Origin of the sequence: Amycolatopsis circi, assembly GCF_003385235.1 — a bacterium.
GTDB lineage: Bacteria > Actinomycetota > Actinomycetes > Mycobacteriales > Pseudonocardiaceae > Amycolatopsis > Amycolatopsis circi.
In genome coordinates this window covers 22,581-48,077 of record NZ_PQIA01000008.1, presented here as the reverse complement: position 1 = coordinate 48,077, position 25,497 = coordinate 22,581, and the positions used below count along the sequence as shown (strand labels likewise).

The window sequence follows — 25,497 nt, the reverse complement described above, 5'->3', positions numbered from 1 at the left end:
CATGCAGTGCTGCCGCCCACAGGATCCGTTGACGACTCTCCGAAAGCGCCTTCACAGCGGGTCACGCTATCGAGTAGCTGACTCCGCGGCACCAAGATCGCGCGAACATCTAGAACGACTCACATGACAACACAGCCAAAGCCGACTCACAGCCCCGAGCAGGTGGACTTCTGCGAACCTTCACGAGCACCCAGCGGCACCATCACTACAGGTCGATCAGCGGAGCTTACGTCCGACGCTTAGATCAAAAGCAGCGACCACTACATACAGCCACCGCTCGAACACGTTCAGCCTGGACACGAGTTGGCTGCATTCGTTCCCCCGGACACGCAAAGTATGCACACTGTAACCATGGAGCCTCTAGACCCCGTTCTCGACTCAGAACAGCTCGTACGTATCGAAGCTACCCATAGAGGCTTCACCTACCAAAATCTCTACGGTGTTGCCTGCCTGCTGACCATGAACGCAACAGGTACGATTTCGGTAATTTTCGAACACGACGAAGATGTTGAACTATTAAGAGCCGATACGCATATATACTTGCAAATCAAGACGCGTCAGAATTCGCTAGTTCTAAGCGATATATCCTCGACGCTAGACCGCTTCGCTCAAATACGCAACGAGCACACTCTCGGTAATCGTAAAAGGAATGCAGAATTTGCGATTATTAGCAATGTCAAGCCTGGGCCGGAACTGCATCGTATGCTGGCTACGGAATCGTGGCCGAGCGATGTAGCAATCTTATGGCCAGGAGTTTACGACGACGGCGCACACCTCAGTCTGCCACCTGTCTCCGCTGATCTAGATACAGCTTATTCGTCATGCGTAAAGCTAGCGAATAATATTCCATTCCGAAGCTTGTCGCCCGCAACCTTAGTCTTAAAGTTGGCTGGATTAGCGCAGCGGTTTTCCGCTGGACACAATAATCATCGCGCCAACCTTGATGACGTAAAGGGATACCTCGAACAACTAGTTGTTCAGCTACAGGATTTTCCATCCGCACCGAAGATTTATATGCCACAGCGGGGCGAGCCTGAAATGGCTACACTTGAGCGTATCCGACTACTCGTCGGGCCGTCTGGATCAGGAAAGACATCCTGGGCGTCTCAGATCGCGCGTCTAAGCACGAGGGAGAGCACATACTTGTCAGTGGGGGAAATGCCAGAGTCGGCAGTATCGTCTACATTGGCTCGCGAACTTGCGGCTCGGTTTGAATTTGAATTAGAATTTCGCGGTATCGGATTGGCGTCGACAGCAACAGGAATAGAATTACTGAAGTTTATCGACAAACAAGTCGCACGGAGCCGCCGTGACATAACCATTGTACTTGACGACACGCATCAGCTACAAACAGGCACCGTTAGGTCAATCATCGAAGCATTGAGCGGTGTCAATTTTATACTGCTTGCGCAGCCATGGACAGGCATGTCAGAACTCGAGGTCCGCCTGAACATCAAGGCCGAGATGTTTCGGGGCTGGTCACTGGACTCCATCGCTGCAGCGTTCGCAAGGGCTGGTTGTGCCATCAACGCTGGACATGCTGCCCGGGTTATCGAGATCACGGGCGGAGCGCCTCTTTACGTACTTAATGGCGCCCAGCTGACGGCTGAGGCGTACCATGGTGATGTCGACGAGTTTATTAGTGCAATAGAATCCCGTAGAAACATCACCAAGTCTGCCCAAGAGGTAATACTGAGTGAAGTGTTCGAAAAATTAAGTCCTGCCTCTAAAACTGTGGCGGCATTGCTCTCGCTTGCAAGCGTTCCGCTTTTTGCCGATGAGATTCATGAACTAACCGCCATTGAATCCCAGTCAGCCGACTTGACTGCTTCAGCAATTCGTGATCTTACTTCCAGGGGCCTCGCTAGTGCATCGATTGACGGCTCGGTAAAACTTCATGATGCGTATCGAATAGTTGCCGTTGACTCGCAGTCGGCCGATTCATCAAGAAAACTTCAAGATGCCCGGGTGAAGTTGGCAGATATTATAGAGAAATCCCTACCAAGCCGTGGCAATGCAGGCCGATTCAGCCTATGGATAAAGCTGCTGTCGCAGACAGGCCGAATCGAGAACCTTATTAATATCGCGGTTCAAGAATTTTTCCACGAAGCAGGTGACCAGCGTGGCGTATGGTCCGCAATTGAAGCTGCCGCGGAACAGGATGACCTGACACCCGAGGTGAGATTTTGGGCCTTCGACGCCATGGTCAAGTGGCTTCACCGCGATGGACGCTACGATGCTATCCCACCTCTAGTCCATCGCATGTCCGAGATTGCCGAGGCTAGCGGGTCAAGCATCGAACACAACGCTTTTAGTGTCCCTACTCAATAAACAAATGATCTCAGCAGCGACAACTGGTGATGAGCGGGGCGTAGAAGGCGCTTACGAAGCAGGGCAGCAATACCTAGGAAGCGCATCGAATGAAGCGCGAAGCGTGCTACAGTATAACTATTCTGTAGCACAGTTTAACTTAGCAAATTATGACATTGCCAAACCGCTTGTTGAAGATTTAATCGACAAGTATTATTGCCGTCTAGGAATCACTGCAAAGGATACTTTTGGCGTAAACCCTGATGAAATTCTCTCGAAGGTAACCGCTGTCGACAATCCTCACGTCATCTATCATCATGTCGGCGACTGTTTTCTACTCCTGGGCTACATCAGTAATAAGCGGAAAAAAATTGCGTTATTCGAATTTACAAACGCGATGAAATTCTACAGAATGGCTTGCGCGTGGCGGTCCTATGTACATGCAGGCCAGGAGGCGGTTGACAATTTCCTCGCCAAGGCCGAACTTTTTGACGTGGCGTTGAATTGTTCCGAGTCGATCGTGTCAGTGGTGAACGCCTTCAAGTTAAATGAATTACTTGTTCCTGTTCGTGCACAGTATGCGGTCGTACTTGCGTGGTGCGGAAGGGTCGACGACGCCCGCGCCGAGCTTGCCCGAATTGAATCGTATGCCACTAGCGACGAGGGTTCGGCAGAGCTTCAAAATCAACGGAACTTAATTGAAGAGATCGCTGCCGCGCAAGTTGACGAATAACAAGTATCGATAGGCCAAACCTATCCGTTCCCGCAACACTTCTCCGGATTGGGGTATGAGCGCAGTTAACAAACCATGAGCTTACTGAATACCGAATATAGCTCTTGCGGCAGCCAGCTCTTCCTTTGCGGAAGCACCTGACCTATAGGCCAGCAGCAGTCTGGCTATCGCCTCGACTGCCGTGCGCCACTCGTCGGGCACATCTCTGAGTTTCCCGTGGACTACCTTGCTTCGCATCCCGAATAGGCGGCCCACCTTCCCTTTCACGATCGATACGTCGCAACGTAGAAGAGCCGCTATTTGCGCAACCGCAGGCTTGATGTCCGTCGATGTCGGCATCTCCAATGTTTCGACTATGAACCACCATTGTACGAAAGCAGATGCTGCGTCAGATTCCTCCTGTGCGATCCAGTACCAACGCGACGCCAGCCGGAGACGTTCACGTTCTTCGATGCTCAGTCTTTCATACTCGGAGTGCATTTTCTGAAATCTGCGGACAAAGTCAATTCCATCCTGATGAAGGAGGGATGCTTGACTCTCCGCGTAGACTGTTCCCGTGAAAATACGACGGTTCCAATGCCAGTCATCAAATACTTCCCCCGCCTCTTCCGCAATTCTAGTTGACAGCAACCGGGGGCCGAACTCGAACTCCAACTGCGTAAGAAGCGGCCCGACGGCTGTTCGCCCAGCGTCAATGAGAGCTTCGCCTTTGTCGCATGATACATCAGATACCCAGATCACCTCTACAACCGAGACAGCCTGGACGGTGTCCTCCCAGGCCTCCACGTGAAAGTTCAAGTTTGGACATCGAATATACATCGGGCGCGTGCCGCCATAATCAAGAATACGGCCGTGCTCAGGGATAATCTCCTGGTCTTTGCGACGCCCACTTATTGTACCGTCAAACCTAATTCCTCCTCGCTCAACACTGCCGCAGTAGAAGTTGACCTTTAAATTGGGCCATTTCATTTCCACTGAGGGGTAGGGCACTATCTTCAGCGTCTTATATACGACTCGGTAAGCGGACCTGCCGGCTCCAGGTTGATGGTCATCATCGGACCGCTGCCAAGCGGTTACCTGCTGTAATTGAGGTGTATCCACTTCGTTCTGCCATGCGTCGAAATACGCCTGTGCTCCGTGCATGTTCTCAGATACGTCTTCGATGTCGCCGTTAGCCTTGTAGAGCCGGGCGCGGGGATTCGGTGCGTCAACCATCGGCACAGATTAGCGCCGACGCCACCTTGCACTCCGAAGTCCATGGACGATCGCACGGCGTATGCAGCTTGTGCTTGGCAGCGCCCCCGGCCGGATGTTCGCCAACGTGGTCGCTACGGCACCAACAGACGGGTGGATAGTGTGCAACTCGCTCCTCGGACACCAAAACTGGTGAGATTTCCCCAAGTCTCGCAGCAGCCGATCACCCAACACAAGGGTGGTCGGCTTTCCTCGTCGACCAGCCTTGTCCCGGTCTCCGGACGGTGGTCCGCATGACCGCCGTGGTGCCGCCGCTCATCCCCGGAGCCGGACCCGCCGGCACTCTCGCGTCGTTGGCTCCGGACGCTGAACAGCTCCCCTTGCCCACTCCCCCGGCACCGGCCCGGCAGACGGAACTGGTTTACGCGTTGTCCCGTCTCGACGCCTCCGGACGACTGTCCGCGACCGGGGTCCTGGCGCAGCTCCGGTGGCGGACCTCGATCCGCCTCGCGGCCACCGTCATCGGAACTTCCGTGGTGTTCCGTCCGGACCGGCACGGCGTATTCGCTCTAGATCCCAAGCGCAAAGTCGTCGTCCCGCTCCTGCTCCGCCGACCCTGCCGCCTGCGCACCGGCGACCAAGCGCTCCTGGTCGCCGACACCCGGGACAACATCCTGGTCGTCCACCCGACAGCAGCCTTGGACAAGATCGTGCTCGCCCGGCACGCCTCTCTGATCGGAGGCCCCGGCGATGACCACTAGCCAAGCCGAACTCGACGCTGCCCGGCTCCTGCTCTCGAAAATGGGCCTCACCCCCGCCGACCTCCTCGGCGACCCGACACCGTCGGCGGAGATGCCGACCTTCTCCGTCTACATCCCGGTCGTCGCGCGCTCGGTATCCCCTGCCACCGCACGCTCCTACGCTTCCTATTGGACGCAGGTCGAGGCGGTGTGGGGCGATCGGCGGATCGACGAACCCACACCATCGGAGATCAAAGCGCTAGCCGAGCAATCCCGGGCGAAGGCGTTGGTGCGGAGCAACTCCCGCGGCGGCCGATACGCGATGGAGAACTTCATCGCCGCTTTGCGCTGCCTCTACCGCCACGCCGTCGACGACGAACTCATCACCGAACTCCAGAACCCCGCGCTCAAAGTCGCGAAACCCCGCCGCCTGCCCTCGCCACGACGCGCCCTCACCGCCGAGGAACTCGCCGAGATCAACACCGTCGCCGCCGAGACCGGCGACGACCCGGATCTCGACACCCTCCTGCTCCGCCTCCACACCGAGACCGCCTGCCGCCGCGGCGGCGCGCTCAGTCTCCGGCCCCGAGACGTCGACCCAGCCGAATGTCTCGTCTACCTCCGCGAGAAAGAAGGCACCAGCCGCTTCCAACCAGTGTCTCCGACCCTGATGGGGCTCCTTCTCGACCACGGCATGCAGCGCGGCTCGACGCATCCCGACGGGCAACTGCTGCGCTACCGCAACGGCGAACCGATCACCAAACGCCGCTACGACCATCTCTGGAAACGGACCGGGCAGCACCTCCCGTTCGTGCGCAACCAGAACATCTCCACCCACTGGCTCCGCCACACCACCCTCACCTGGGTCGAACGCCGCTTCGGCTACGGCATCGCCCACGCCTACGCCGGACACTTCGGCTCTGCCGACAACGCCACCGTCACCTACATCAAAGCCTCGATCCACGACGTCGCCACCGCCCTGTCCGCCCTCACCGGCGAACCGCATCCCTTGGCCCACCGGCATATTCCAGGAGGCACGTCATGAACCGGACTCCTCGATGGTCCGCCTCCCTGGCCGTGCAATGCGCGTGCACCGCGCTCGTCGCACTCGGCGCCGCCTACGCCTCCTACCGCCACGGACGCACATTCGCGCTCCGCTTCGGTGCTGACCAGACGACCGCCGCGATCTGGCCGCTCATCGTCGACGGACTCCTCGTCATCGCCACAGTCGAACTCTGGAAACGCACCGCCGACACCGGCCGCCGCACGGCGTGGGCTTCTTTCGCATTCGGGATCTCGCTCTCGCTCTGCGCCAACATCGGAGCAGCCGAGAACCTCACCGTCCTCAGCGTCATCGTCGCCGCAAGCCCGCCCATCGCGCTCCTCCTTGCAGTCGAACTGTTCAACCGCGCACTGCACCGCAGCTCCGCACAAGCGGACGAGACAACCGAGATGTCCACCGAGACCGCGGTGCGGATCCCGGAAACCGAATCCGAGACGGCCCCGCTGACCGCCGAACAGCGGATGTGGCAGCACTTCGTCCGCGAGCACGCGCACGGACGCATCCCGACCGGCGCGGAACTCGACCGTGTCGCCAACACCCACAACTACGGACGACGCGTCCTGCGCGGGTGGAAAGCCACCGGTCGGCTCGCCCGGCTGGAGAACGAACAGGAACGGCCGAGAATCCTGGCCGCCTGACAGCAGAGAGATCCCCATGGGCGCGGGCGGGTCCACGAACGATGGTTTCGCCCGCGCCCCGCTCGCTACCGGGTTTGTTTCAGCAGGTCGCGGGTGTCGTCCTCCAGCGGGACGCCCAGCACGACGCTGGTTTCCTCGAGCCGACCCGCGACGGCAGCAGCTGCAACACGGTTCCCTGCCGAAAGCTCGGTCTGCAACAAGTCACGGCTGAGGAGTTCGCTCACCGGTTCGGCGCGGAGCCCGCGGGCGGCGGCTCGGCGCGCCAGCGTGAGGTCACCGGCAGCTCGGTATGCGGTCACGAGTGTATGGGCAACCTCGACGATCTGGTCGATCATGTCGCGTTGGTGCCAGGAACTCCATTCGTAGCGGCCTCGCGGAACGTTGCTCAACGGCAGGCCGTCGACCAGGTCGAGCGCTTGCTGCAGTCGGTTGAGCCGATTCTCGCCGGTTGCGGTCTTGACGAGGTGCTGGAATCGGAACCAGTCGCAGAGCACAGTGTCGGCGAGGCGGTAGCCGCCATTCTTGGCATCCACGTTCGGCAGATACAGCGCGCCGTCGGGATCGTGGCCGAGCCAGGTGCGCAGGCGGGAGATGTAGCCCTGCCTGGTGGCGGCCGACCACGGCTGGGTCGCGGTGCCCAACTGCTGCGAGATCTCGTCGGCGTGGACTCCCGGATTGAGAGCCAGGAACGCGGCCAGTTCGGTGAGGCGGTTGACCTTCTTGCCTTCGACCCGGCTGTAGTCGACGCCGCGCAGCGAGACCCGGCCGAGAAGCCGCAGCTCCGGCACCGCCGGTTCGGGGCCGGTCTCGGCAGACGTCTCGGGCTCGTCTCGCTCCGCCCGCGATGGGCGGGCGACAGTCTCGTCCGGAGCGCGACCGGCGGTCTCGGCAATATCCGGTGGTTCGTCCTGCGGGAGACGCTGCAGTGCGACGCGGACGTCGAGTTGTTCCACCGGGGTCGGGTGCTGGCGGAGGTCGAGTTCCCATGCGCCAGGGACGTGCGTGCCCGAACCGGTGCCTGCGACGACGGCGACGATGTCGGCCGCGGCGTCGCTGGTGGCGAGACGGTCGACGTCGTCCTGCGCAAGGGGGCTCGGCACGATCACGACGTGCGGACGTCGCTCGATGGAGTCGGCCAGATGCTCGAGGAGGTCCTCGACTGACTGATGGCGTTCGATGCCGTCTGTGCCGTCGAGGAGGTGCCCGGCGCGGACGAGGTCGACGGTGACGTCGTGTGCCCAGGGCGAGCTGGCGATTTCAAGAGCTATAGCCGCGCCGACCTCCGCGATGTCCTCCGGCTCTCCGTCGAGGAGAAGTGCACCGATGTGGTCGAGGCCCAGCAGGATCAGGTTGCCGTCCGGGTCGTGGCCGAGGCCGGTCAAGAACGGGTATGGAGCATCTCCGTCCGCGTGACTCGGCGGGACCGGGTGGGTCAATTCCCATTTTGTGCTGGTCGCGGTGGCAGTGAACGGCGCGATCGGATCCGCGGGCTCGTCCAGAAGAACGGTTGTTTCCTTGCTGCCGAGGCGGACCATCCGGATTCCCGGCAGCTTGCTCCCCTCGCGCTCGGCGTGACGAGCGAACTGGCGCAAGGCACGGTCCAGATTGTCGAGCGGGTCCTCAACCAGTCCGGCCTTCGCTCCGCCCGGGTCGTGCCGGCGGGCTGCTCGGAGGCGGCGGATGCCGACCGCGCTCAGGACAGCGGCCGCCGCCAGTCCGACGGCTCCCGCGATGACGAGCGGCGTGTTGACTGCCGGGCCGGGCAACGGTGCCGGTTGTGCGCTGGTCTCCTGCTTCGCGGCCGGCGCAGGGATCGGGCTGGTCACCGGCGGAGACGGTGTCGAGGGCTGCGGTTGAGGTGGTCGCGGTGCGGGGACGGTGGGCAAGGCGGTCGGCAGCTGCAGGGTGTCGCCAGCGCGGATCACGTCCGGGTTGTGCAGGTTCTTGTTGAGCCGCAGGATTTCTTGGTAGCGGCCCGCGTTGCCGAGCCGGTCACGGGCGATCGACGTCAGGGTTTCGCCTCGCTGCACACGGTATCCGTTGCTTGGCGTCTTCGCGGGCAGGTCGAGGTGCCATCCCGGTTTGATCAGTGCGACGTCGCGGAGGGTTTCCCCGTCGGGCTGGCGGCGGGCGTGGTTGAGGTCGTAGATCTCGGTGTAGCGGCGTTCGTCGCCGAGTTGTTCGGCGGCGATGCGCATCAGACTGTCCCCGGGTCGCACGAGGTAGGCAGTCGTGCGCGACTGCGACGCGGGAGCGACGGGCGGTTCCGCCGCGGTGGCGACGGTGGCGGTCCCGATCATCAGCAGCAGTACTCCGGCGACGAGCTTCCTCGCCCAGCCGAGCCCGAAGACCTGACGCACCGGGAGTCTGCGGAGGCGGCCGGTCGCTTCGACGAGTACTGCGGCGGCGAGTTGCAGCCAAGCGACGACGCCCGCGAATGCAAGCAGGGTCAGGAAGATCTGCCCGCTGTCGCGTGTGACGAGTGCGGCCAGCACGTCGGCGACGGTGTGCACGTGGTTCGGGAGCAGGACGTCGCGGAAGGTCCAGAAGGCGGTCGGCAGCCCGGCGAGGATCGCGGTCAGGGCGAGTAGTCCGCCCAGGAACCGGACGATGCTGGTGACGGGACGCATGATCGGCTCCTTCGTGCTCAGCCGGCGGAAATCAGGTCTGCCGCGCCGTGGCCGTGGACGGTCAACGCGGGAATCCCGATGACGCCGAGGAAAACGGTGCGGAGGGTTTCGGTTGTGTCCACCGCGATGCGGTTGTCCTGGACCTGCACGGTCCCGGAGATGCCGGCTGCTGCGAGGTAGCGTTTGGCTTCCACCGCAGCTTGACCGGGATCTACGTGAGCTGTTCGCCCGTCAGCTAGCGCGTGCGGGTCGAGGGCTTGGCCGCCGGCGCGGGCAGCTTCTTCGGCGACCGCGGTGGCCCGTGATGCGGCGAGTGCTTTGCGGGAGCCGTCGACGGCGAGGCCGACGGCGATGATCAGGGCGAGGCTGAGACCGAGGATCAGCACGGAAATGGAGCCGCGTTCGTCGCGGAACAGGTTCATCGGCGGGCTCCGTAGCGGTCGATCGGAGAACGGAAGGTGGCCTCGACCGGCCTGGTCCCGGCCAGTCCGGGGAGGAGGTCGGCGAGCGGGACATCGCAGCGGACGTGCGCGGCGACAGTGCCATCGGTGCCTGCAGGGCGGGCGAACTCGCTAGCATCGACGTCGACGGTCAGCCGGATGCAGGTGAGGGCCTGCTCCTCGATCGTGGCGCGGGCCCGTTTCTCAGCAGCGGACGCGGCTGCCCGGCCGTCATGCGCCAGCGACGCTTGCCGGGCGGCCGCCCGTGCGGCCGCGTCCACGGCGGACTGGGCGGTTCCGACGCGCATGCCCAGCAAACCGAGACCCAGGAGCGCGATCAGGGCGGAGACGCCGATGACGGCTTCGATGTTCATGTCGCCGCGTTCGGCGCGCAGGTCGGCGAGGCGGGTCGTCATGGCTGAATCCGCTCGATCGGCGCGGCGGCGGTCTGGCTGATCCGCACGGTCAGGAACGGCACGAAGGACGCGACCTCAGCGTTGACCGTTACCCGGACGACGTTGCCGTCCGAGCGTCCGTTTGCGTCCACATTGGACAGCCAGGTACCGGTGGCGTTGCGGGCGTATCCGGCGGCTTGCTGGGCGGCCCCGGTCACGTCGGCGGGCGGGATGCGGGCTCGGTCGGCACCGTCGCGGGCGGCTTCGAGTGCGATGGCCCGGCCGAGGAAGACTGCGACGAGCTGGAACACCGTCAGCGCGGCGACCATCAGGATGCTGATGATCAGGACCGCGGTGATCGTGTCGTCGCCCCGCTCCCCCGTGCGCAGGCGTTCGGAGCACATGTCAATGCCCGCCAATCAGCGGGATCTTGCCGTTGACGTACGCGGTGATCGCACCGGCGATGAGCGTGGCGATGCCGACCGCCAGCGCGGCGTACAGCGCTTTGGTGATGTTCTCGTCGCCGCGTTCGCTGTCGCGGCGAAACTCCTGCAGCCGAGCTGAAAGCAGTTCGTGCGCGTACAGCCAGCAGGTCAGGACGAAGCGGGTCATGACGGTTTCCTTCCTTAGGTGGTGAGCATGGTGGCGACGCCGGGGAAGGCGAGGAAGACGACGAACGCGAGTCCGAGCAGAGCAAGCGGGAGATCCATCCGGTCCGACCGCATTGCCGCGCCTGTCTTGCGGTCGGCCGCCAGTTGCTGCTCGATGGAGTCGGCCTTGGCGCGCAACGAGGTGACGATGCTCGCGCCGTCGTGACCGGCGCTGGCGACGACGTGGGTGAGGTCGCTCAGTTCGCGGACTCCCGTCGCGATTCCGAGTCGTTGCAGGCCGTCCCAGGGCATGTCGCCGAGCAGGGCGGCCTCGTCCATCGCTTCGCGGATGCGGCGGAACGTCCAGCCGGCGCCCAAGCTTGCGGGGTAGCGGAGTGCCTCGACCGGGCCTCGGTCGCCGACCCGGCCCAGCGCGACGAGACGGCAGTAGCACGCCAGCGCCCCGCGCAGCTCTGTCCGTGCGCAGGCGACCTTCGACTTGAGGCTCGCGGCCGGCAGCATCCAGCCGACCACAGCTGTCGCCAGCGACAACGCGCCGGTGAGGATGACGGGAGGAGCCACGTCGCCGAACGCAAGGACGACGGCGAGCAGCGGAACCCAGGGCGCTCCGATCGCCGCGAACACGATTCGCTGCAGAGCACGGCCTTTCGGTGACCCCACGGGGGAAGGTCACACCAGCATGGGGCAAGCCCAGGCACCCTCCGGCATCGTGCTCGACCTCAGCGGCCTCAAGACCGTGCACAACATCAGTACCGACCACGTAGTCGTTGACGCCGGCACGACCTGGGCCGCACTTCTGACTGCCACACTCGGGCGCGGGTTGGCTCCCCGCGTCCTCACTGACTACCTCGGCACTTCCGTCGGCGGAACGTTGTCCGTCGGCGGCATCGGCGGCACGACTCACCGCTACGGAGTCCAAACCGACAACGTGCTGTCCCTCGATGTCGTCACCGGCGACGGTGTACTCCGAACCTGTTCACCGACCGAATCCCCCGACCTCTTCAACGCAGTGCTCGCCGGGTTCGGCCGCTGCGGGATCATCGTGCGCGCCACCATCCCCCTCGTCGCCGCACCAGCGCGGGCACGAAGAATCAAGGTCTACTATCCGACTGCGGCCGAACTGCGCGCCCAGCAACGGAAACTCCTCCGCGAGCGCCGGTTCGACTTCCTCCAGGGACAGATCCTCCCCAGCGACACAGGCTGGGTCCACATGCTCGACTTCGCTACCTTCTACACCCCTCCGGCGGAACCCGACGAAGTCGCCTTGCTCGACGGCATTGGTTTCGACGCGACTCGGGACAAGATCGAAGACCTCAGCTACTGGGAGTTCGCCACCCGGCTCGACGAAACCGTCACCTACCTCGAAACCACCGGCGAATGGCGCGCACCCCACCCGTGGCCCAACCTGTTTCTTCCTGACCGCACCACCGACGCCTTCGTCGACAAGATCATGCACGGCCTCACTCACGCCGACCTCGGAGCTTCGGGGCTGATCCTGACCTACCCCGTCCCCTCCGACGTGTTCACCACGCCCCTCTTCCGCGTGCCAGACGCACCGACGGTCTTCCTCGTCGCAGCACTCCGCTTCGCATCGACCGAAGCGATCGCCGAGCAGATGGTGGAGAGCAACCGCCGCTGGTACGACATCGCCGTGAACCTCAGCGGCACCAGTTATCCAGTGGGTGCAATACCCTTCACGGAGGACGACTGGCGGAACCATCTCGGCGAAGCGCACCAGCCGCTCGCTGAAGCTGCGGCTCGCTACGACCCGCGGGAAGTGCTCAACCGGCGCCTCAAGCTGACTCCCTAGCGGACGCGGCTCCTAGAGCCGAAGCTTGGCTCCGTGCATGAGGTTCACCCCGGGCCCGTGGTCGCGGCAGCTGAGCGGAGTGTTTCAAGCAGGGCCTGTCGGCGGACCGTGGTCCGCCTGGCCGCGCTGCCGGTACTGGCACGCGGGCGCCTCGGCGTTTGACACCTGAACCAGCTCAGGTGGGGTTCGCGGTGTGCTGCGCGCCCAGCTGTGAACGGAGCGTGCTCAGGTCGCAGTACGCCCGCGGCGGCAACCCGAAGCGGCGGCGGAACTCGTTGATGAAGTGCGACGCGCTCGGGTAGCCGACCGCCCGGGATACCGACACGACGGTGCCGTTTCCCCGCACCAGCAGGTCCCGCGCCTTGGTCAGCCGCATCTCCTTGACGAACTGGTACGGCGACTTCCCGGTCGACTGCCGGAACAGTGCGGTCAGCGCCGACGGGCTCATCGCCACCTGCTCCGCCATGTCGGTGACGGTCAGCGGCTCGGCCAGGTTGTCCTGGATGAACGTGACGACCCGCGCGACCGGATCGTGGTTCTGCTGCGCCGCGGCGATTTCCAGCAGCCGCTCGTACTGCTCGGCCTGAAGCACGCGGTAGACCATCTCCTGCAGGTACGCGGGTGCGAGGATCCGCCGGTCCGGTCCGGTGGACAGCGCCCGCAGGAACCGGATGACCGAACTCATCAGCCCGGAGTCCAGGGCCGAGACGAAGGCATTCGACGGATCCGGAGGGCTGTCGGCCAGCATTTCCGCGCGCCGCTGTTCCAGCATTTCCACCGACACCCGCCGGACCACCGCGGGGTCGATCTGCAGCACGAAGGAGAGGAAGGGCTTCGTGACGGTGGCCTCGAGGATCTCGGCCTGGAAGTGCAGGTGACTGTTCAGGACCAGGTAGTTGAACGGGTCGTACCGGTAGGGCTGCCCGTCCACCGTCACGCACTTGCGACCCTGGCTGACCACGCACAGCGACAGCGACTGGACCTCTTCCCAGCTCGGCTCGGTCGGCTCGTGGAAGCGGTAGATCGTCAAGCCCGGCCACAGCCCGGTGTTGCCGCCGATCTCCGGTGCGCGTTCCGCCAGTTCGGCGATCAGGTCGCCGGGTGTCATCCGGTCTTCCAGCGGCGGAACTGACCGCACCATGCTTGCCTCCGACGTCACGGAGCCGTCCCGACCGCACCGGCGACTCTGCCGTTTGGACCTGAGAGTTTACGCTCCCCGGGCGAGTGACGCAGGCCGCTCACCCGATGGTCTCGAACTCCCGCACGCTCCGCTCGGCCAGGTTCGGGACCGCTTCGCCGAGCACGTGCTTCTGGAACGCCTCGGTAGCGCGGTGGTCGGCGTACCCGGAGGCATCGACGTACTTCTCGTACAGCACAAAGGTGTCCGGGTCGTCCCGGCTCACGTGTGCCTGGAACTCCAGCACTTTCTCTTCCGCCCGGTTGCCGGGCGTGACCGTTTCCAGGATCTGCCGGATCCTCTCCCCCTGCCCCGGCTTCGCGACCCAGGTCGCGACGACGACGTATGCCATGAACCCTCCAAAGTGCTCAGAATTGTCAGAACTGCTCAAAAGTTGCTGAACCCGATGGCGTGCAACTGTTCGCGGCCGTCGTCGCTGATGTCCGACGGCCGCCACGGCGGAGACCAGACCCACACCACGCGGAAGTCCGCGACGACCCCGCCGTCCAGCAGCGCCGTCCGGATCTGGTCCTCCATGATTCCCGTCAGCGGGCAGGCGGGCGAGGTCAGCGTCATGGTCAATGTGGCGACGTCGTGCTCGTCCACAGTCACGCCCCGCACGAACCCCAGGTCGACGATGTTGACCCCCAGGTCGGGGTCGAGCACGTCGTAAAGCGCCTCCCGCACCGGAACCGACCGTGCGTCCTCCGGCACACGGTCGACGACGGGTTCGTCCGCGGCCCCGACGGGCACCGGTACCGCAGCGGCTTCGTACGCACCCGCCGGTTGCAGTTCGACCCGCACGTCGGCTGTCTCGCTGCTGATCCAGTCGGCTTTGCCGTGTGCCTTCCGCCGCACCCGCACGATCGGCTCCGCGGGTGCGGCGGAACCGCCGGCCACGATCAGCTGCCCGGGCGAAAGCCCGGCTCGGCCGGCGTTCGCCAGTGCCTTGTCGAGCACCCGGGCGACCGGCTCACACGTACGACCCGGCCCCAGCCGCAGCTTCGCGACCGCGTCCACCACGCTCAGCCCACGCACTCGCGCCAGCGCCGCTCGGGCATCGGCGGCTGTCACCCGCGTCTGGGACTCCAGCGTTTCCAGCACCGCAATGGTCGTCACGACAGTTCCTCCTTAGCGAACTCGGCGGGCTTCAGGCCCGGGATGCTGTCTTGGTGCGCGGCATCAGCCGTTTCAGCGGCAACGACTCGTCGGCGAGTTGCTCGGCCGTCACCTCGTGCGGCGCGAACAGCATCCGGCGGGCCGCGAGCACGTCACCGGGCCGGTTGAGCGAGATGACCCCCTGAATCCGGCCGTCCGCCAGCGAGAACGCCGAGAAGCTGCGGTCGGCCAGCCGACCGCGGAGCACCATCGAGTCGAAGGCGCCCATGCGGCCGGTCGACTGCAGGCTGTGCTCGTACTGGTCGGACCAGAACCAGTGCGCCTCCTCGAAGGGCGTCGCCTCGCCCGCCAGGTTGGCGGCGACGTTCGCGCCCTGGCGCACGGCGGTGTCGTGGTGTTCGACCCGGATCCGCGTGCCGTAACGCGGGTGGTGCTGGGCCGCGAGGTCCCCGGCCGCATACACGTGCGGCGCCGAGGTCCGCCCGTATTCGTCGACCGCAAGCCCGCCGCTGGCCACGGCGAGCCCGGCGTCCTGCCCCAGCTCGACGTTCGGCAGCGAGCCGATGCCGACCACCACCAGATCGGACTCCACGCGGTCGCCGCGGCTGGTGGTCAGCACGAAACCGTGCCGGCCCCGGTCGACAGCCGTGACGTGCTCGCCCGCGCGGATTTCCACGCCGCGTTCGCGATGGATGTCCATCAGCACCGCGCCGATCGCCGCGCCGAGCACCCGCGCGAGCGGAGCGGGCTCGGGCTCGAACAGGGTGACCTGGGCACCGAGCGAGGTGGCGGACGCGGCCACCTCGCATCCGATGAACCCGGCGCCAAGGATCGCGATCCGCTGCGCCGTCGCCAGTTCGGCACGCAGTCGTCCGGCGTCGGCGGCCGTGCGCAGGTAGTGGATACCCTCGCCCTCGAACCCGGGAAGGTGCCGCGGCCGGGCACCCGTGGCCAGCACCAGGTCGTCGTAACTCAGCCGCTCCCCTGTGGACAGTCCCACGCTTCGGCCTGCCACGTCGAGGGCCACGGCGCGCACGCCGAGCCGCAGCTCGACGTCGTTGGCCGCGTACCAGTCGGGTTCCCTCGGCCGCACCAGCTCGGGCGGCCCCGTCAGGAATTCCTTCGACAGCGGCGGCCGCTCGTACGGCGCTTCCACCTCCTCGCCGACCAGCACGACGTCGCCGTCGAAGCCCTGTTTGCGCAGGTGGGCGGCGGCCGACGCGGCAGCGACACCGCCGCCCACGAGCACACAACGCCGGGTCGTCATCCGACGTCCACCCGGATCGTGCCGTCCTCGTCCACCCGGCAGGGGAACGAGGCGAGGCGGCAGTTGTCCGGGTTCACGCCGGTGCCGCTGCGGGCGTCGAACTCCCACAGGTGCCGGGAACAGGTGAGGGTCTCGCCGTCGAAGTCGCCCTCGTCGAGCGCCCAGGCCTGGTGCGGGCAGCGGTTCCGGTACGCCCGCACGTCGCCGTCGATGTTCATCAGCAGGACCTTCTCCCCGCCGACCTCGACGCCCGCCATCTCGCCTTCCCACAGCTCGTCGAGCTGCATCGCCTCCTGCCACTGCCCGGTCACGGTTCCGCTCATCGCGCCGCACGCCTCGCTTCCGGCTCGAAGATCGGCTCGTGGAACGCCTCGCGGGCGGCCTTCGCGCCGGCGGCCACCTCGCTCGCCGGACGGCCGTGCTCCGGCCGGGTCTCGAGCAGCTCGCCCAGCCCGGCCGCCGCCGCGTCCGCGATCGGCGACCAGCGGTCGATCCAGCGCCGCAGCACGTCGGCGTTCGACCGCCGCTGCTCGACGGCGAACCGCGCCAGCGCCGAACTCCACCGGTTGCGCCGGTTGTTGTCCTCCTGCAGGAACGACAGCAGCAGCCAGGACTCTTCGTCCCGGTTCTCGCGCGAGACCTCTTTGAACTGCCGCACCAGCACGTCGTCGAACGTCGGCGCCAGCACCAGGTTCAGCGCGACGAACGCCTCGCCCCAGTCGTAGCTGACGAGCGCCTTCTCCACCGCGCGCCGGGCCGGCTGCCAGGCGTCGAGCGTTTCCCACAGCCGCCGCTCGGCGGTGCCGGCCCCGCTGTCCGGGTGCGCGATCTGCAACTCGCGGGTCCGGTACGCGGTCAGCGTGACCCGGCGCAGGTAGTCAGCCGTGGCGAAACCCGCCGTGTTGGTCACATACGAGGTCGGGGCCAGGTAACCGAGGTACGCCTGGATCTGCTGGCAGCCGTGCAGGAGGTACCGCGACGGCGTGAACAGGGAGGTCAGCAGGGCCAGCTGGCCGGGCGCGAGCGCGGCGTCCGAACCCGCGTACTCGTCGAGCACACCACCGGTCTTCGCCTCGGCTTCCGCCTGCACCGTCACGTAGGTCTTGTAGGTCAACGCATCCGGGTCGCGGAAGGCGTCCCAGTCCTCGACCTGCAACGGCGATTTGTCGCGGTAGGTCAGGAACCACAGGTTGGCCGGCGAGGACGGGTTCTGCTCGAACGCGCCGGTGCGGTTCTTGCGCAGCGTCCAGTTCTGGGCGTGCGTGACGATCTCGTAGTCGCTCGGCATCCGGCGGATGTCGCCGAACGCGCTGAACGTCTTGCGCGGCCTTGCTTTCTTCGGCTGTGTCATGCCTTCACCCCTTCACCGGCCGACGCGGCTTTCCGCGCCGAGATCCGTTCCCAGACGATCGCGCCGCTCGTGGTGATGGCGCGCCCGGCGAAGGACGACATCATGGTCTCGAGCGAGCGGATCTCGAACTCGTGGCCGAGGTAGCGCCGCAGCGTCTCCTCGGTCAGCACCACCCGGTCCTCGCCCTGGACCCGGACGTACGCGCCCCGGTCGATGACTTCGATCTCCTTGTCCGGGTTGTCGTCCTCGATCGCCGCGATCACCTGCTCCACCTCGTCGCCCATCCGCAGGATCGGGCCCACTGGGTTCTTCACCGTGCTCCCTCCGGCAGGTCGTACTCGACGCGGACGTGGTCCAGCGGCCCGATGCCCGCCTCGGCCACGGTCAGCTCCGGCGGCAGCCGCCGTCCTTTGTGGAACACGACCTTCTCGGCGTCGCGGGCCCGCACGCGCTTGCCCTCGACGTGGTGGGCGACCGCGGCCGCCACCTCCCGGATCGTGTCCGCGGTGGTGACCGGCACCAGGATCTGCACGAAGTCGTCCGCGAAGATCGCGTTGAGCGGCACCAGCTGCGGCGCTTGGTCCTCAGGACCCAGCTCGACGGTCTCGGGCATGGCTCACTCCTCCCCGGTGCCGGCGGCCAGTGCCAGGCCCTTCGCGGGACGGCCGACGTAGTCCCTGGTCCAGGCCTCGTAGTCCGGGTCGTCGCCCATCACCTCGGGCGTGAGGCCCATGTGGGCGAGGATGCCGCCGACGTCCATCGGCTGGATCTGCCCGGCGAGGAACCGGTCGATCAGCGTCTCGTGGTTGACGTTGTCGCGGTCCTTCCACCAGATCTGGCGGCAGGCGTTGGTGCAGAAGTGATGGGTCTTGCCGTCGTAGTCCAGCTGCCAGGTCGGGACGCGCCACCGGCCGGACCGCGTCTGCTCGGCGTTGCAGCAGGGCAGGTTGCACATGCTGCACAGCCACGGCAGGGTCTCGGGGAGCGTGGCCTCGACGTTGTTGGCGTTGATGTTGTCGATGATCACGTCCCACTTGTCGCCGTAGACGTTCTCCCAGTTCGGGTACTTCTCGCGCAGCCAGTCGCGCTCGTCCTTGCTGACGGCGGCCTTCGGGCGCCACCACAGCGTCGGACGCCAGGTCCACAGGCCCATGTGCAGCCCGTGGTGCCAGGTGTCGAGGCCGCGCATGAACTCGTCCCAGAACCACGGCTTCTTCAGCCCGTAGTCCTCGATCGTGCGGACGAACTGGTCGACGATCCATTCCTCCATGAACTCCCGGTAGGACTGCTTCCGGTGTTCCAGCGGGGTGTAGTAGTCCATCGCCGGGCCGGTGAGCGCGGCGAACGCGCGGGCCGAGCCCCAGAAGTTCTTGTCGATGATCCACTGGGCGCGCACGGGGTCGTGCTCGACGAGGATCTCCATCGTGGGGCCGCCCTGCTGCGAGTGGCGGGCTTCGTCGGTCTGGATCGAGGAGATCATGTTGGCGAAGTTCACGTCGCCCGCCTCCAGCGCGTCGGCCGAGAGCGCGATGAACTGCAGATTGGTGAACCCGGTCTCGAAGGTGAACGGCAGCGCGATCGCCAGGTCCACCACGTTCGGCGCGATCATCATGCCGTCGAACAGATTCCGCAGTGAGATCGGCACCCAGTTGTCCATGTGGAACGTCTTCTGGGTCCAGTCGTATTGCGGGTCCTTCTTGATGAACTCGTGCCCGAAGAACGTGGTGATCTGCGCGTGCCGCAGCTCGTCCAGCTGACCGAAGGCGGCCATGTTGCGCCAGGCCGCGTTGAGCCCGAACCGTGCCATTTTCAGTTCGCCGAGCACGGCCGCGTACTCGACCAGCGCGACGCCGCCGAAGTGCATCTTGGTCGAGGACTTCCAGCCCTCGTCGAGGTGATCGAACGCGGTCGAGCGCTGGAGCGCGGCCTTGACCGCGTACGCGGACTGCTCCTTGTCGCGCTGGGTCGTCACGTAGTCGGGGTAGGTGACCTTGTAGTCCTCTTCCCAGCCCAGCCAGACTTCCCGCGGCACCTTGCCGGTGCCGCTGTGCCATTCGGGGAACACGGCCTCGTCGTCGACGTAGCTGTAGGTCCAGTCGACGTCGCGGACGAACCCCTGCCACTCTTCCCGCTTCAGCAGCGTCATCGGTGCTTCCCTTCTCAGTCGACTTCGAGGTGGCCGAGCTGGCGGTTGATGCCTGCCCCGTCCCAGTAGGCGGAGATCCGGTCGATGAGCCCGTCGCCATCGACGTGGAAGATGAACAGGTGAGGCTCGCTGAACTTCTGCCCTCTCGGCTCCGCGGCGCCCCAGGCGAGCTGCTGGCTGCCGCCGATGTCGCAGGCGACCACCACGTCGCCGGTGTCGTTCGCGTCGACGGTGTGGACGTCGGCGAACAAGTCGGGGAAGGAGGCGATCAGCCCGACCCAGATGGTCTTGCCGACCGTCTTCACCTTGCCGTCGGCGCGCAGCACGCGCTGCTTCCCCCACACCTCGAACGGCACGTAGAAGAAGTCGGCGTTGTCGGCGCACAGGTCGGTCATCGCGTCGACGTCGTGCCGCCGATAGGCGTCGAAGAAGGCGGTGACCTGTCCAGCGGCTTCCCGGCTGCGGCTCCGCGGTTCGGTTGTCGTCATCGGATTCCCCTCACACGAGCGAGATCTGGTCGAGGCGCTTCACGGCGAGCCGCCGGTACAGCTGGTTCTGGCACCAGTAGGCGTCGACGCCGGTGATGCGGTCACCGGAGACGGTGAATCGCCAGGCCTGGTCCACGTCGAGATGCTTCTCCTGGTTGATCGCGCCGAGGTAGCCCGCCGCCTGCGTGCCCTCCACTTTCAGCTCCGCGGTGACCACGGAGCCCGTCTCGATCAGGTTCTTCACCGTCACGCGCAGGTCCGGGAACGCGGTGGCGGTCTCAGTGAGGAAGGCCCGCAGATCGGCAGGTCCGCCTTCGCGCAGTCCGGTCGGGTGGATGACCGCCCGACCGGCATCGTCCACAAAGGACATCGCAACGTCGATGTCGCGCTTGCCGAACGCGGTCAGGAATGCGGACACGGTCTGCGACGGCGGTGCTTCGGCCCGGTCCCCGGCGGCATCGGCCCGGTGTTCGTCCTGGTCCTTGCGGGTGAAGAGTTTCATCGCTGTCCCACCGCCTTCAGCAACGCGTCGGCCGTCGCCTCCGTGGAGGCGGGGTTCTGGCCGGTGATCAGGTTCCGGTCCACGACCACGTGCGAGACCCACGCGGACGGCCCGTCGTCGAACACCGCGCCCGCGTTCTTGAGCGCCGTGTCGACGTACCACGGCAGGCCGAGCTTGCCCGGCACCGTCTGGTCCTCCTCCTCGTCGGTGAAGCAGGTGAGGCGGTACCCGTCGAAGAGCCACTGCCCGTCGTCGCGTTCGGGGGCCGACAACAGCAGCGCGGGCCCGTGGCACAGCGCGGCGATCGGGGCCTGTTTGTCGTGTAGGACCTTCAGCAGCCTTGCCACGGCGGGGTTGTCGGCGAGATCGACCATGGGCCCGTGTCCGCCCGGGGCGAAAATGGCGTCGAACTCGGCGAGCTGTGCGTCGCTCAGGCCCGCCAGCGAGGCGGGCTGCCGGAAGCCGGGGATGGCGTCCAGCCGCGCCTTGCGGTCCGCGGCCAGCTGACGACTCGCGGCGTCCAGTTCGGCGGCCGCTGCCCGGATCTCCCTCGCCGGCAGGCCGCCGTCGAGACCGTCGTCCACCATCACGTCGGCGAGCTGCCGGTCCTGGCGCCAGGCGATCTTGGCCGCCTTGCTGACCAGTGCGTGGGCCTCGGCGGGCGAGAGCCCGCGGGCTTTGAGCCGTTCGGCGATCCGCCGCGCGGCGACCAGGCCCAGTTCGGTGGTCTGGTGCAGCGTGATCCGGATGTCGTCCGGGTCGTGGTGGAACGTGCGAGTCACGGACGCGAAGAAGTCCTGGTCTGGTTCGGGGTAGTGGAAAAACGGCTCCAGCCCGTAGGGATCCGCGAACGGCGGCTCCCCGTCGGGCGTCAGCACCACCACCTCGGCCCCGGCGTCGACGAACCGGTCATACGGTTTGACGGCCTCCTCGGCGAAGTAGCCAGTGGTGTGCCGGCTGCCGTCGGCGAGCTCGATCTCCTTCGCACTCGAGACGAGGTAGGCGATGCGCGCCATGTGACCTCCAGATTAACGTGCGGTTTCGGTGGGCGTGCCGAAACGCTAGCTCCGGTGTCATCCCGGCCGCATCGAAGATTCCTGCGGAAGATGTGCGGATTCCGGCAACCGGTGCGGGTTCCGGTCGAGGTCTGCAAGATTCGTGCACGAACCGGCTCGCAGCACGGCCGCGGCGGTTACGTTCGGGGCGGTCTTTCCGGCCGACGGCGCCGGAGTCATCCTTTTCGAGAGCGAGGTCTTTTCCATGACACGCGTACTGTTCGCCGTGTCCGGCTCGGCACACTGGACACTGGCCGACGGCACCCGGCACCCGTGCGGCTTCTGGCCCGAGGAGCTGGTGGTGCCGCACAAGATCTTCCGCGACAACGGTTTCGATCTCGTGATCGCCACCCCGGGCGCGGTGGTCCCCACGGCCGACGAGGCCGGTTTCAGCCCCGAGATGAATGGCGGCTCGGCCGAGCCAGGGCAACGGTTCCGCGCCTACCTCGAAAGCATCGCGAGCGAACTCGGCGCACCCGCCGACCTGAACGAGGCCGACCCTGCTGAGTTCGACTTCGTGTTCGTCCCGGGTGGACACGGGCCGATGGAAGATCTGGCTGCCAGCAAGGAGTTCGGCCGGCTGATCGCGGAGTTCGACGCCGAGGGCAAGCCCGTGGCCGCGGTCTGCCACGGGCCGGCGGCGCTGCTGCCGGCGACGGACGCCGACGGCCGGTGGCTGTTCGCGGGACGCCGGGTGACCGGCTTCAGCAACGTCGAGGAAGGTCAGGTCGGCTTCGCCGACAAGGCGCCGTGGCTGCTGGAGGACCGCCTCGTTGACGGAGGCGGACAGTTCGAGAAGAGTGCCAGCGCCTGGGAAGCCCACGTGGTAGTGAGCGGAAACCTTTACACCGGACAGAATCCGGCCTCGTCGGCCCCGCTGGCCGAGCGGATCGCCGGTGCGCTGAAACCGGTCGAGACCGTCCGCTGAGCCGTGACGGGGGTGCCCGCGGGCACCCCCGTCATCCGTTTCGGACGCCGAATTCCTCCCGCAGCGAGCGAAGATCGGAATACGCGCGCGGGGTCGCCCCGAATCGCGCGCGGAACTCGTTGATGAAATGCGACGCACTCGCGTAACCGACCGCCTTCGACACCTGCGTGACACTCAACCTTCCTTCGATCAACAGGTCGCGCGCGCGGTTGAGCCGCATCTCCTTCACGAACTGGTACGGCGATTTCCCCGTCACCTCACGGAAAAGATGCGAAAACGCCGACGGGCTGAGCGAAACCCGTTCCGCCAGGTCGCTCACCGTCAGCGGCTCGGACATGTTGTCCTGCACGTAGGAGACGACCTCGCTGACCGGGTTGCGCGCCACCTCCGACGCCGCAATCTCCAGCAGCCGCGAGTACTGCTCGGCTTGCAGGATCCGGTACACCATCTCGGCCAGGTAGATCGGCGCCAGCACCCGGCGGTCCGCGCCGGTGCCCGTCGCGCGGAGAAACCGCAGCGTGGCCGACATCAGCGTGCAGTCCAGCGGGGTGACGAACGCCCGCTCGGACTGGTGGTGGGCAACCCGGTCGAACGTGGTGGCCCGCCGGTCGAGGACGTCGGCCGACACCCGCCGCACCAGCGCGGGATCCACCTGCAGCACCAGCGAAAGGAACGGCCTGGCCGGCGTGGCTTCGAGAATCTCCGCGGTGAAGTGCTGGCGGTCGCTCAGCACCAGGTAATTGAACGGGTCGTACGCGTGTGCGCGCCCGTCGGCGACCACGCACTTGCGCCCCTGCGCGATGATGCACAGCGACAGGGACCGCACCTCTTCCCACTGCGGGGCGACGGGCCGGGTGTAGCGGTAGAAGGTCAGGCCCGGCCAGCCGCCGGGGTTGCCCCCGAGCGCGGGCGCGCGATCCGCGATTTCGGCGAGCAGGTCACCTGCCGTATGGCGTTCTTCGAGGGGCCGAAGCAGGTCCGTCACGTCGTTCGCCTCCCGTCTGCGGGCCCTCGTCGGCCCAGTACTCCACGGTAGGCCGCAGCCGCCCCCGCGGGACTGCGGATTCCGGGCGGCTATCTGCGGATTCGCGTGCGGCCTGGTCGGCAGGCTGGTGGACGCGCGGGTCGTCACCACGTTCGGCGCGCTGCCCGCTCTGTCGGCCGCACTGCCGGTGCAGTCACTCCGCACGGCTGCTTGAACCCTCTTAAACCCCTGTCCCAACTCGGGGGTAACCCCTCATCAAGCTTTCAGCATCCGGCTGGTGAAGCCGCGTTCGACGAGCCGTGAATAAGCTGCGAGAGCGAGCTCCGGCACGTCTTGCGCGATCGCGAACCCCAGGTCGGGGTAACGCATGACCCGTTCCGTGTCGCCGACCATCATGTCGACAACGTCCGCCGCGGATCCGATCCTCTCGACGTACTCGCGCAGGCCGACGGGCGCGGACGCGCACCGAGGATCCACCTCAGGCCATTGCCGCCGACAGGTCGCGTAGGCACGACGCTCCATGTACGGCATCGCGATCAACAGCAACGAAGTCGGTCGAATCCCCGCCGCCGCGAAGACCTCACGCGACAGAACGAAGTTCTCGCCGGTGTTCCGCGCGTTCGGTTCGAGCAGAATCGCCTCGTCCGGCACTCCGCAACCAAGCGCGACCTCGCGGAAATGCTCGGCTTCCCCTCGCGGGAAGAGTTTCTCGGTCCCTGGAGCCTTCCCGCCGCTCATGACCATCACCGGGAACAGGCTCCGGTGGTACAGCTCGGCCGCGAACGATGCGACGCCGAGGTCGTTGCCGCCAAGAATCAGTGCGGCCGAGCACGGGACAAGCTCGTGGTGGAGCTGGTGATAGTCCCAGACGACCTCGGCATCCGCCCAGTCCTGAGCCGTCAGCTCGCGCACCACGTACTCCGTCAACTCCTCTCGGTCACGCCCGGCCCTCATGAGCGAGGCGGAGACTTCGAATGCTCTGCAACTGGTGCATCATGCCGTATTGCCGCGCGACGTCTGCAGCATCCTCCAGTCGGCAGAGTCCAGCTGCCTCCGTCCGCGGATCAGAAAGCAGGATGTGGCTATAGGCGGTGTCCAACCGGACCTGCTGCATCGGCGTACCGGAACCCCGCGCGTCCAGCGCCACGCCAATCGCTGCCGTCGCGCCGTGGAGGTTGCCAGCACTCCGATGCGCGAGCGCGAGCTTCTGATGGGCGGTCGACCAGTCGAGAGGTTCCTCTAGCCGCTCAAACTCGACGATCGCTGGTTCGATGAAATGGACGGCTTGCTCGGGGTCGCCCGCCTTACTCAGCGCAGTACCGACCCAAAGCCGTGACCGTGCGCGGTCACGCCTCGACAAGCGCGCGTCATCGGCGAATTCGAGGTACCTCTCTGCTGCCCGGCTGTGCGACCCCGTCATCTCTTCGTTCACCGCCAACTGCAACTCGACCTGCGCGACCCGTCTGGGCATGCCAAGTTCGGCGAAGATCTCCCGTGCGAACGAGTAGCTCTGCCTGGCCGATAGCGGTCCGCGGAGCAGACCCTGATCCTGCCGCAAGTCTCCCTGCAGCCGCAGGCTTCGGGCGTAGAGCGACATACCCAACGTGTCGTTGCTGTCGGGAGAAAACCGCCGCAACCAGCGATCGACCAATACGGTCGCGGCAGGGAAATCTTGCCGTCCGAAGTGGACTATCGCACGATCCAGGTCGTCCGACCAGACGCCCCTCGCCGAGAGCAAGTATCAATTCACCCATAGTGACCACCCGAGTTCGCGATCTTTGCCGGAATACGGTCCTATCCGTCCGACCACAGCCGCTGCCGGTCACGGGCCGTCCAGCCCAATTTGGCACCCGATGCGAACACATGTTCGACTTCCGTCCCGGGTCGCCGGGAACCGGGGCGGCCCGGAACGTGA

Annotated in this window: 29 protein-coding genes; 7 read left to right on the top strand and 22 right to left on the bottom strand. The window is 65.5% G+C overall.

The annotated features are described in order from the left end of the window. Nucleotides 1–351: 351 nt before the first annotated feature. Both D0D37_RS03850 and D0D37_RS46440 read left to right on the top strand, forming a co-directional pair. Nucleotides 352–2,331 (top strand): dsDNA nuclease domain-containing protein, encoded by a 1,980-nt coding sequence (locus D0D37_RS03850; RefSeq protein ID WP_162834070.1) that lies wholly within the window; start codon nt 352–354, stop codon nt 2,329–2,331. A 4-nt stretch (nt 2,332–2,335) separates the two neighbouring features. Next, a complete protein-coding gene (locus D0D37_RS46440) occupies nt 2,336–3,043 on the top strand; it encodes a hypothetical protein (protein WP_162834069.1) in 708 nt (235 codons plus the stop codon). An 81-nt stretch (nt 3,044–3,124) separates the two neighbouring features. Here D0D37_RS46440 and D0D37_RS46435 read toward each other — a convergent pair whose 3' ends face one another. After that, nucleotides 3,125–4,258 (bottom strand): HEPN domain-containing protein, encoded by a 1,134-nt coding sequence (locus tag D0D37_RS46435; RefSeq protein ID WP_162834068.1) that lies wholly within the window; start codon nt 4,256–4,258, stop codon nt 3,125–3,127. Nucleotides 4,259–4,530: 272 nt separating this feature from the next. On the opposite strand from D0D37_RS46435, the gene D0D37_RS03845 reads away from it, so the two are divergent. The 3 genes from D0D37_RS03845 to D0D37_RS03835 are packed head-to-tail and all read left to right on the top strand — an operon-like array spanning nt 4,531 to nt 6,678. Then, a complete protein-coding gene (locus tag D0D37_RS03845) occupies nt 4,531–4,998 on the top strand; it encodes a hypothetical protein (protein ID WP_116199103.1) in 468 nt (155 codons plus the stop codon). Then, complete coding sequence (locus D0D37_RS03840; protein ID WP_116199102.1) at nt 4,988–6,022, top strand: tyrosine-type recombinase/integrase; 1,035 nt, start codon at nt 4,988–4,990, stop codon at nt 6,020–6,022. Before D0D37_RS03845 ends, D0D37_RS03840 begins: the two co-directional genes overlap by 11 nt. Beyond that, entirely contained in the window at nt 6,019–6,678 is a 660-nt protein-coding gene (locus D0D37_RS03835) for a DUF2637 domain-containing protein (protein ID WP_116199101.1), read from the top strand. Before D0D37_RS03840 ends, D0D37_RS03835 begins: the two co-directional genes overlap by 4 nt. A 65-nt stretch (nt 6,679–6,743) precedes the next feature. On the opposite strand, the gene D0D37_RS03830 is transcribed toward D0D37_RS03835, so the two are convergent. From D0D37_RS03830 to D0D37_RS03805, 6 genes are read right to left on the bottom strand one after another with little or no spacing between them, the layout of a single operon-like run. After that, nucleotides 6,744–9,308, bottom strand: coding sequence for a LysM peptidoglycan-binding domain-containing protein (locus D0D37_RS03830; RefSeq protein WP_116199100.1), 2,565 nt, complete (start codon nt 9,306–9,308; stop codon nt 6,744–6,746). Nucleotides 9,309–9,325: 17 nt separating this feature from the next. Next, complete coding sequence (locus tag D0D37_RS03825; protein WP_116199099.1) at nt 9,326–9,730, bottom strand: pilus assembly protein TadG-related protein; 405 nt, start codon at nt 9,728–9,730, stop codon at nt 9,326–9,328. After that, the gene (locus D0D37_RS03820) at nt 9,727–10,164 is read right to left on the bottom strand and encodes a hypothetical protein (protein WP_116199098.1); all 438 of its coding nucleotides are present in this window, start codon (nt 10,162–10,164) and stop codon (nt 9,727–9,729) included. Before D0D37_RS03820 ends, D0D37_RS03825 begins: the two co-directional genes overlap by 4 nt. Beyond that, entirely contained in the window at nt 10,161–10,562 is a 402-nt protein-coding gene (locus D0D37_RS03815; RefSeq protein ID WP_244223367.1) for a hypothetical protein, read from the bottom strand. The genes D0D37_RS03820 and D0D37_RS03815 overlap by 4 nt, the downstream gene beginning before the upstream one ends. Continuing rightward, a complete protein-coding gene (locus D0D37_RS03810; protein WP_116199097.1) occupies nt 10,549–10,755 on the bottom strand; it encodes a hypothetical protein in 207 nt (68 codons plus the stop codon). The genes D0D37_RS03815 and D0D37_RS03810 overlap by 14 nt, the downstream gene beginning before the upstream one ends. Nucleotides 10,756–10,769: 14 nt before the next feature. Continuing rightward, nucleotides 10,770–11,414 (bottom strand): type II secretion system F family protein, encoded by a 645-nt coding sequence (locus tag D0D37_RS03805; RefSeq protein WP_116199176.1) that lies wholly within the window; start codon nt 11,412–11,414, stop codon nt 10,770–10,772. A 19-nt stretch (nt 11,415–11,433) separates the two neighbouring features. On the opposite strand from D0D37_RS03805, the gene D0D37_RS03800 reads away from it, so the two are divergent. Next, nucleotides 11,434–12,564, top strand: coding sequence for an FAD-binding protein (locus D0D37_RS03800; protein WP_162834067.1), 1,131 nt, complete (start codon nt 11,434–11,436; stop codon nt 12,562–12,564). A gap of 175 nt (nt 12,565–12,739) precedes the next feature. Here the strand turns inward: D0D37_RS03800 and D0D37_RS03795 are convergent, their stop codons facing one another. The 12 genes from D0D37_RS03795 to D0D37_RS03740 all read right to left on the bottom strand — a co-directional run bounded on the left by D0D37_RS03795 (nt 12,740) and on the right by D0D37_RS03740 (nt 21,630). Then, complete coding sequence (locus D0D37_RS03795) at nt 12,740–13,705, bottom strand: AraC family transcriptional regulator (RefSeq protein ID WP_244223366.1); 966 nt, start codon at nt 13,703–13,705, stop codon at nt 12,740–12,742. A 97-nt stretch (nt 13,706–13,802) separates the two neighbouring features. Beyond that, entirely contained in the window at nt 13,803–14,093 is a 291-nt protein-coding gene (locus D0D37_RS03790) for a putative quinol monooxygenase (protein ID WP_116199095.1), read from the bottom strand. Nucleotides 14,094–14,128: 35 nt separating this feature from the next. Then, a complete protein-coding gene (locus D0D37_RS03785) occupies nt 14,129–14,860 on the bottom strand; it encodes an iron-sulfur cluster assembly protein (RefSeq protein ID WP_116199094.1) in 732 nt (243 codons plus the stop codon). 31 nt (nt 14,861–14,891) lie between these two features. Further along, entirely contained in the window at nt 14,892–16,127 is a 1,236-nt protein-coding gene (locus D0D37_RS03780) for an NAD(P)/FAD-dependent oxidoreductase (RefSeq protein ID WP_116199093.1), read from the bottom strand. Then, nucleotides 16,124–16,450, bottom strand: coding sequence for a Rieske 2Fe-2S domain-containing protein (locus tag D0D37_RS03775; RefSeq protein ID WP_116199092.1), 327 nt, complete (start codon nt 16,448–16,450; stop codon nt 16,124–16,126). Before D0D37_RS03775 ends, D0D37_RS03780 begins: the two co-directional genes overlap by 4 nt. Further along, nucleotides 16,447–17,478: a ferritin family protein gene (locus tag D0D37_RS03770; protein ID WP_116199091.1), complete on the bottom strand. Its 1,032-nt coding sequence runs from the start codon at nt 17,476–17,478 to the stop codon at nt 16,447–16,449. Before D0D37_RS03770 ends, D0D37_RS03775 begins: the two co-directional genes overlap by 4 nt. Continuing rightward, on the bottom strand, nt 17,475–17,792 hold the full coding sequence (locus D0D37_RS03765; RefSeq protein WP_116199090.1) for an MmoB/DmpM family protein: 318 nt from the start codon (nt 17,790–17,792) through the stop codon (nt 17,475–17,477). The genes D0D37_RS03770 and D0D37_RS03765 overlap by 4 nt, the downstream gene beginning before the upstream one ends. Then, complete coding sequence (locus D0D37_RS03760) at nt 17,789–18,091, bottom strand: toluene-4-monooxygenase system B family protein (protein ID WP_116199089.1); 303 nt, start codon at nt 18,089–18,091, stop codon at nt 17,789–17,791. Before D0D37_RS03760 ends, D0D37_RS03765 begins: the two co-directional genes overlap by 4 nt. Before the next feature lie 3 nt (nt 18,092–18,094). Then, on the bottom strand, nt 18,095–19,624 hold the full coding sequence (locus D0D37_RS03755; protein ID WP_116199088.1) for a ferritin family protein: 1,530 nt from the start codon (nt 19,622–19,624) through the stop codon (nt 18,095–18,097). A gap of 14 nt (nt 19,625–19,638) precedes the next feature. After that, nucleotides 19,639–20,112, bottom strand: coding sequence for a nuclear transport factor 2 family protein (locus D0D37_RS03750; protein ID WP_116199087.1), 474 nt, complete (start codon nt 20,110–20,112; stop codon nt 19,639–19,641). Nucleotides 20,113–20,122: 10 nt separating this feature from the next. Then, on the bottom strand, nt 20,123–20,614 hold the full coding sequence (locus D0D37_RS03745; RefSeq protein ID WP_116199086.1) for a nuclear transport factor 2 family protein: 492 nt from the start codon (nt 20,612–20,614) through the stop codon (nt 20,123–20,125). Next, nucleotides 20,611–21,630 carry a type 1 glutamine amidotransferase domain-containing protein gene (locus D0D37_RS03740; protein WP_116199085.1) on the bottom strand — a complete coding sequence of 340 codons (1,020 nt, stop codon included), beginning with the start codon at nt 21,628–21,630 and terminating at the stop codon, nt 20,611–20,613. The genes D0D37_RS03745 and D0D37_RS03740 overlap by 4 nt, the downstream gene beginning before the upstream one ends. Nucleotides 21,631–21,874: 244 nt before the next feature. On the opposite strand from D0D37_RS03740, the gene D0D37_RS03735 reads away from it, so the two are divergent. Continuing rightward, nucleotides 21,875–22,597 (top strand): type 1 glutamine amidotransferase domain-containing protein, encoded by a 723-nt coding sequence (locus D0D37_RS03735; protein ID WP_116199174.1) that lies wholly within the window; start codon nt 21,875–21,877, stop codon nt 22,595–22,597. A 31-nt stretch (nt 22,598–22,628) separates the two neighbouring features. On the opposite strand, the gene D0D37_RS03730 is transcribed toward D0D37_RS03735, so the two are convergent. The 3 genes from D0D37_RS03730 to D0D37_RS03720 all read right to left on the bottom strand — a co-directional run bounded on the left by D0D37_RS03730 (nt 22,629) and on the right by D0D37_RS03720 (nt 25,179). Next, a complete protein-coding gene (locus D0D37_RS03730) occupies nt 22,629–23,582 on the bottom strand; it encodes an AraC family transcriptional regulator (RefSeq protein ID WP_116199084.1) in 954 nt (317 codons plus the stop codon). A gap of 255 nt (nt 23,583–23,837) precedes the next feature. Further along, nucleotides 23,838–24,494, bottom strand: coding sequence for a YdcF family protein (locus D0D37_RS03725; protein ID WP_341867969.1), 657 nt, complete (start codon nt 24,492–24,494; stop codon nt 23,838–23,840). Between the two features lie 25 nt (nt 24,495–24,519). Then, nucleotides 24,520–25,179, bottom strand: coding sequence for a hypothetical protein (locus tag D0D37_RS03720; protein ID WP_162834066.1), 660 nt, complete (start codon nt 25,177–25,179; stop codon nt 24,520–24,522). Nucleotides 25,180–25,497 lie beyond the last annotated feature (318 nt).

Bases quoted from the DNA above. Each gene is read 5' to 3' on its own strand.
- D0D37_RS03795 (WP_244223366.1), bottom strand. From the start codon at position 13,705: ATGGTGCGGTCAGTTCCGCCGCTGGAAGACCGGATGACACCCGGCGAC.
- D0D37_RS03735 (WP_116199174.1), top strand. From the start codon at position 21,875: ATGACACGCGTACTGTTCGCCGTGTCCGGCTCGGCACACTGGACACTG.
- D0D37_RS03740 (WP_116199085.1), bottom strand. From the start codon at position 21,630: ATGGCGCGCATCGCCTACCTCGTCTCGAGTGCGAAGGAGATCGAGCTC.
- D0D37_RS03720 (WP_162834066.1), bottom strand. From the start codon at position 25,179: ATGTCGCTCTACGCCCGAAGCCTGCGGCTGCAGGGAGACTTGCGGCAG.
- D0D37_RS03845 (WP_116199103.1), top strand. From the start codon at position 4,531: ATGACCGCCGTGGTGCCGCCGCTCATCCCCGGAGCCGGACCCGCCGGC.
- D0D37_RS03750 (WP_116199087.1), bottom strand. From the start codon at position 20,112: ATGACGACAACCGAACCGCGGAGCCGCAGCCGGGAAGCCGCTGGACAG.
- D0D37_RS03830 (WP_116199100.1), bottom strand. From the start codon at position 9,308: ATGCGTCCCGTCACCAGCATCGTCCGGTTCCTGGGCGGACTACTCGCC.
- D0D37_RS03820 (WP_116199098.1), bottom strand. From the start codon at position 10,164: ATGACGACCCGCCTCGCCGACCTGCGCGCCGAACGCGGCGACATGAAC.
- D0D37_RS03755 (WP_116199088.1), bottom strand. From the start codon at position 19,624: ATGACGCTGCTGAAGCGGGAAGAGTGGCAGGGGTTCGTCCGCGACGTC.
- D0D37_RS03770 (WP_116199091.1), bottom strand. From the start codon at position 17,478: ATGACACAGCCGAAGAAAGCAAGGCCGCGCAAGACGTTCAGCGCGTTC.
- D0D37_RS03745 (WP_116199086.1), bottom strand. From the start codon at position 20,614: ATGAAACTCTTCACCCGCAAGGACCAGGACGAACACCGGGCCGATGCC.
- D0D37_RS46435 (WP_162834068.1), bottom strand. From the start codon at position 4,258: ATGGTTGACGCACCGAATCCCCGCGCCCGGCTCTACAAGGCTAACGGC.
- D0D37_RS03835 (WP_116199101.1), top strand. From the start codon at position 6,019: ATGAACCGGACTCCTCGATGGTCCGCCTCCCTGGCCGTGCAATGCGCG.
- D0D37_RS03810 (WP_116199097.1), bottom strand. From the start codon at position 10,755: ATGACCCGCTTCGTCCTGACCTGCTGGCTGTACGCGCACGAACTGCTT.
- D0D37_RS46440 (WP_162834069.1), top strand. From the start codon at position 2,336: ATGATCTCAGCAGCGACAACTGGTGATGAGCGGGGCGTAGAAGGCGCT.
- D0D37_RS03800 (WP_162834067.1), top strand. From the start codon at position 11,434: ATGGGGCAAGCCCAGGCACCCTCCGGCATCGTGCTCGACCTCAGCGGC.
- D0D37_RS03850 (WP_162834070.1), top strand. From the start codon at position 352: ATGGAGCCTCTAGACCCCGTTCTCGACTCAGAACAGCTCGTACGTATC.
- D0D37_RS03775 (WP_116199092.1), bottom strand. From the start codon at position 16,450: ATGAGCGGAACCGTGACCGGGCAGTGGCAGGAGGCGATGCAGCTCGAC.
- D0D37_RS03840 (WP_116199102.1), top strand. From the start codon at position 4,988: ATGACCACTAGCCAAGCCGAACTCGACGCTGCCCGGCTCCTGCTCTCG.
- D0D37_RS03760 (WP_116199089.1), bottom strand. From the start codon at position 18,091: ATGCCCGAGACCGTCGAGCTGGGTCCTGAGGACCAAGCGCCGCAGCTG.
- D0D37_RS03790 (WP_116199095.1), bottom strand. From the start codon at position 14,093: ATGGCATACGTCGTCGTCGCGACCTGGGTCGCGAAGCCGGGGCAGGGG.
- D0D37_RS03825 (WP_116199099.1), bottom strand. From the start codon at position 9,730: ATGAACCTGTTCCGCGACGAACGCGGCTCCATTTCCGTGCTGATCCTC.
- D0D37_RS03780 (WP_116199093.1), bottom strand. From the start codon at position 16,127: ATGACGACCCGGCGTTGTGTGCTCGTGGGCGGCGGTGTCGCTGCCGCG.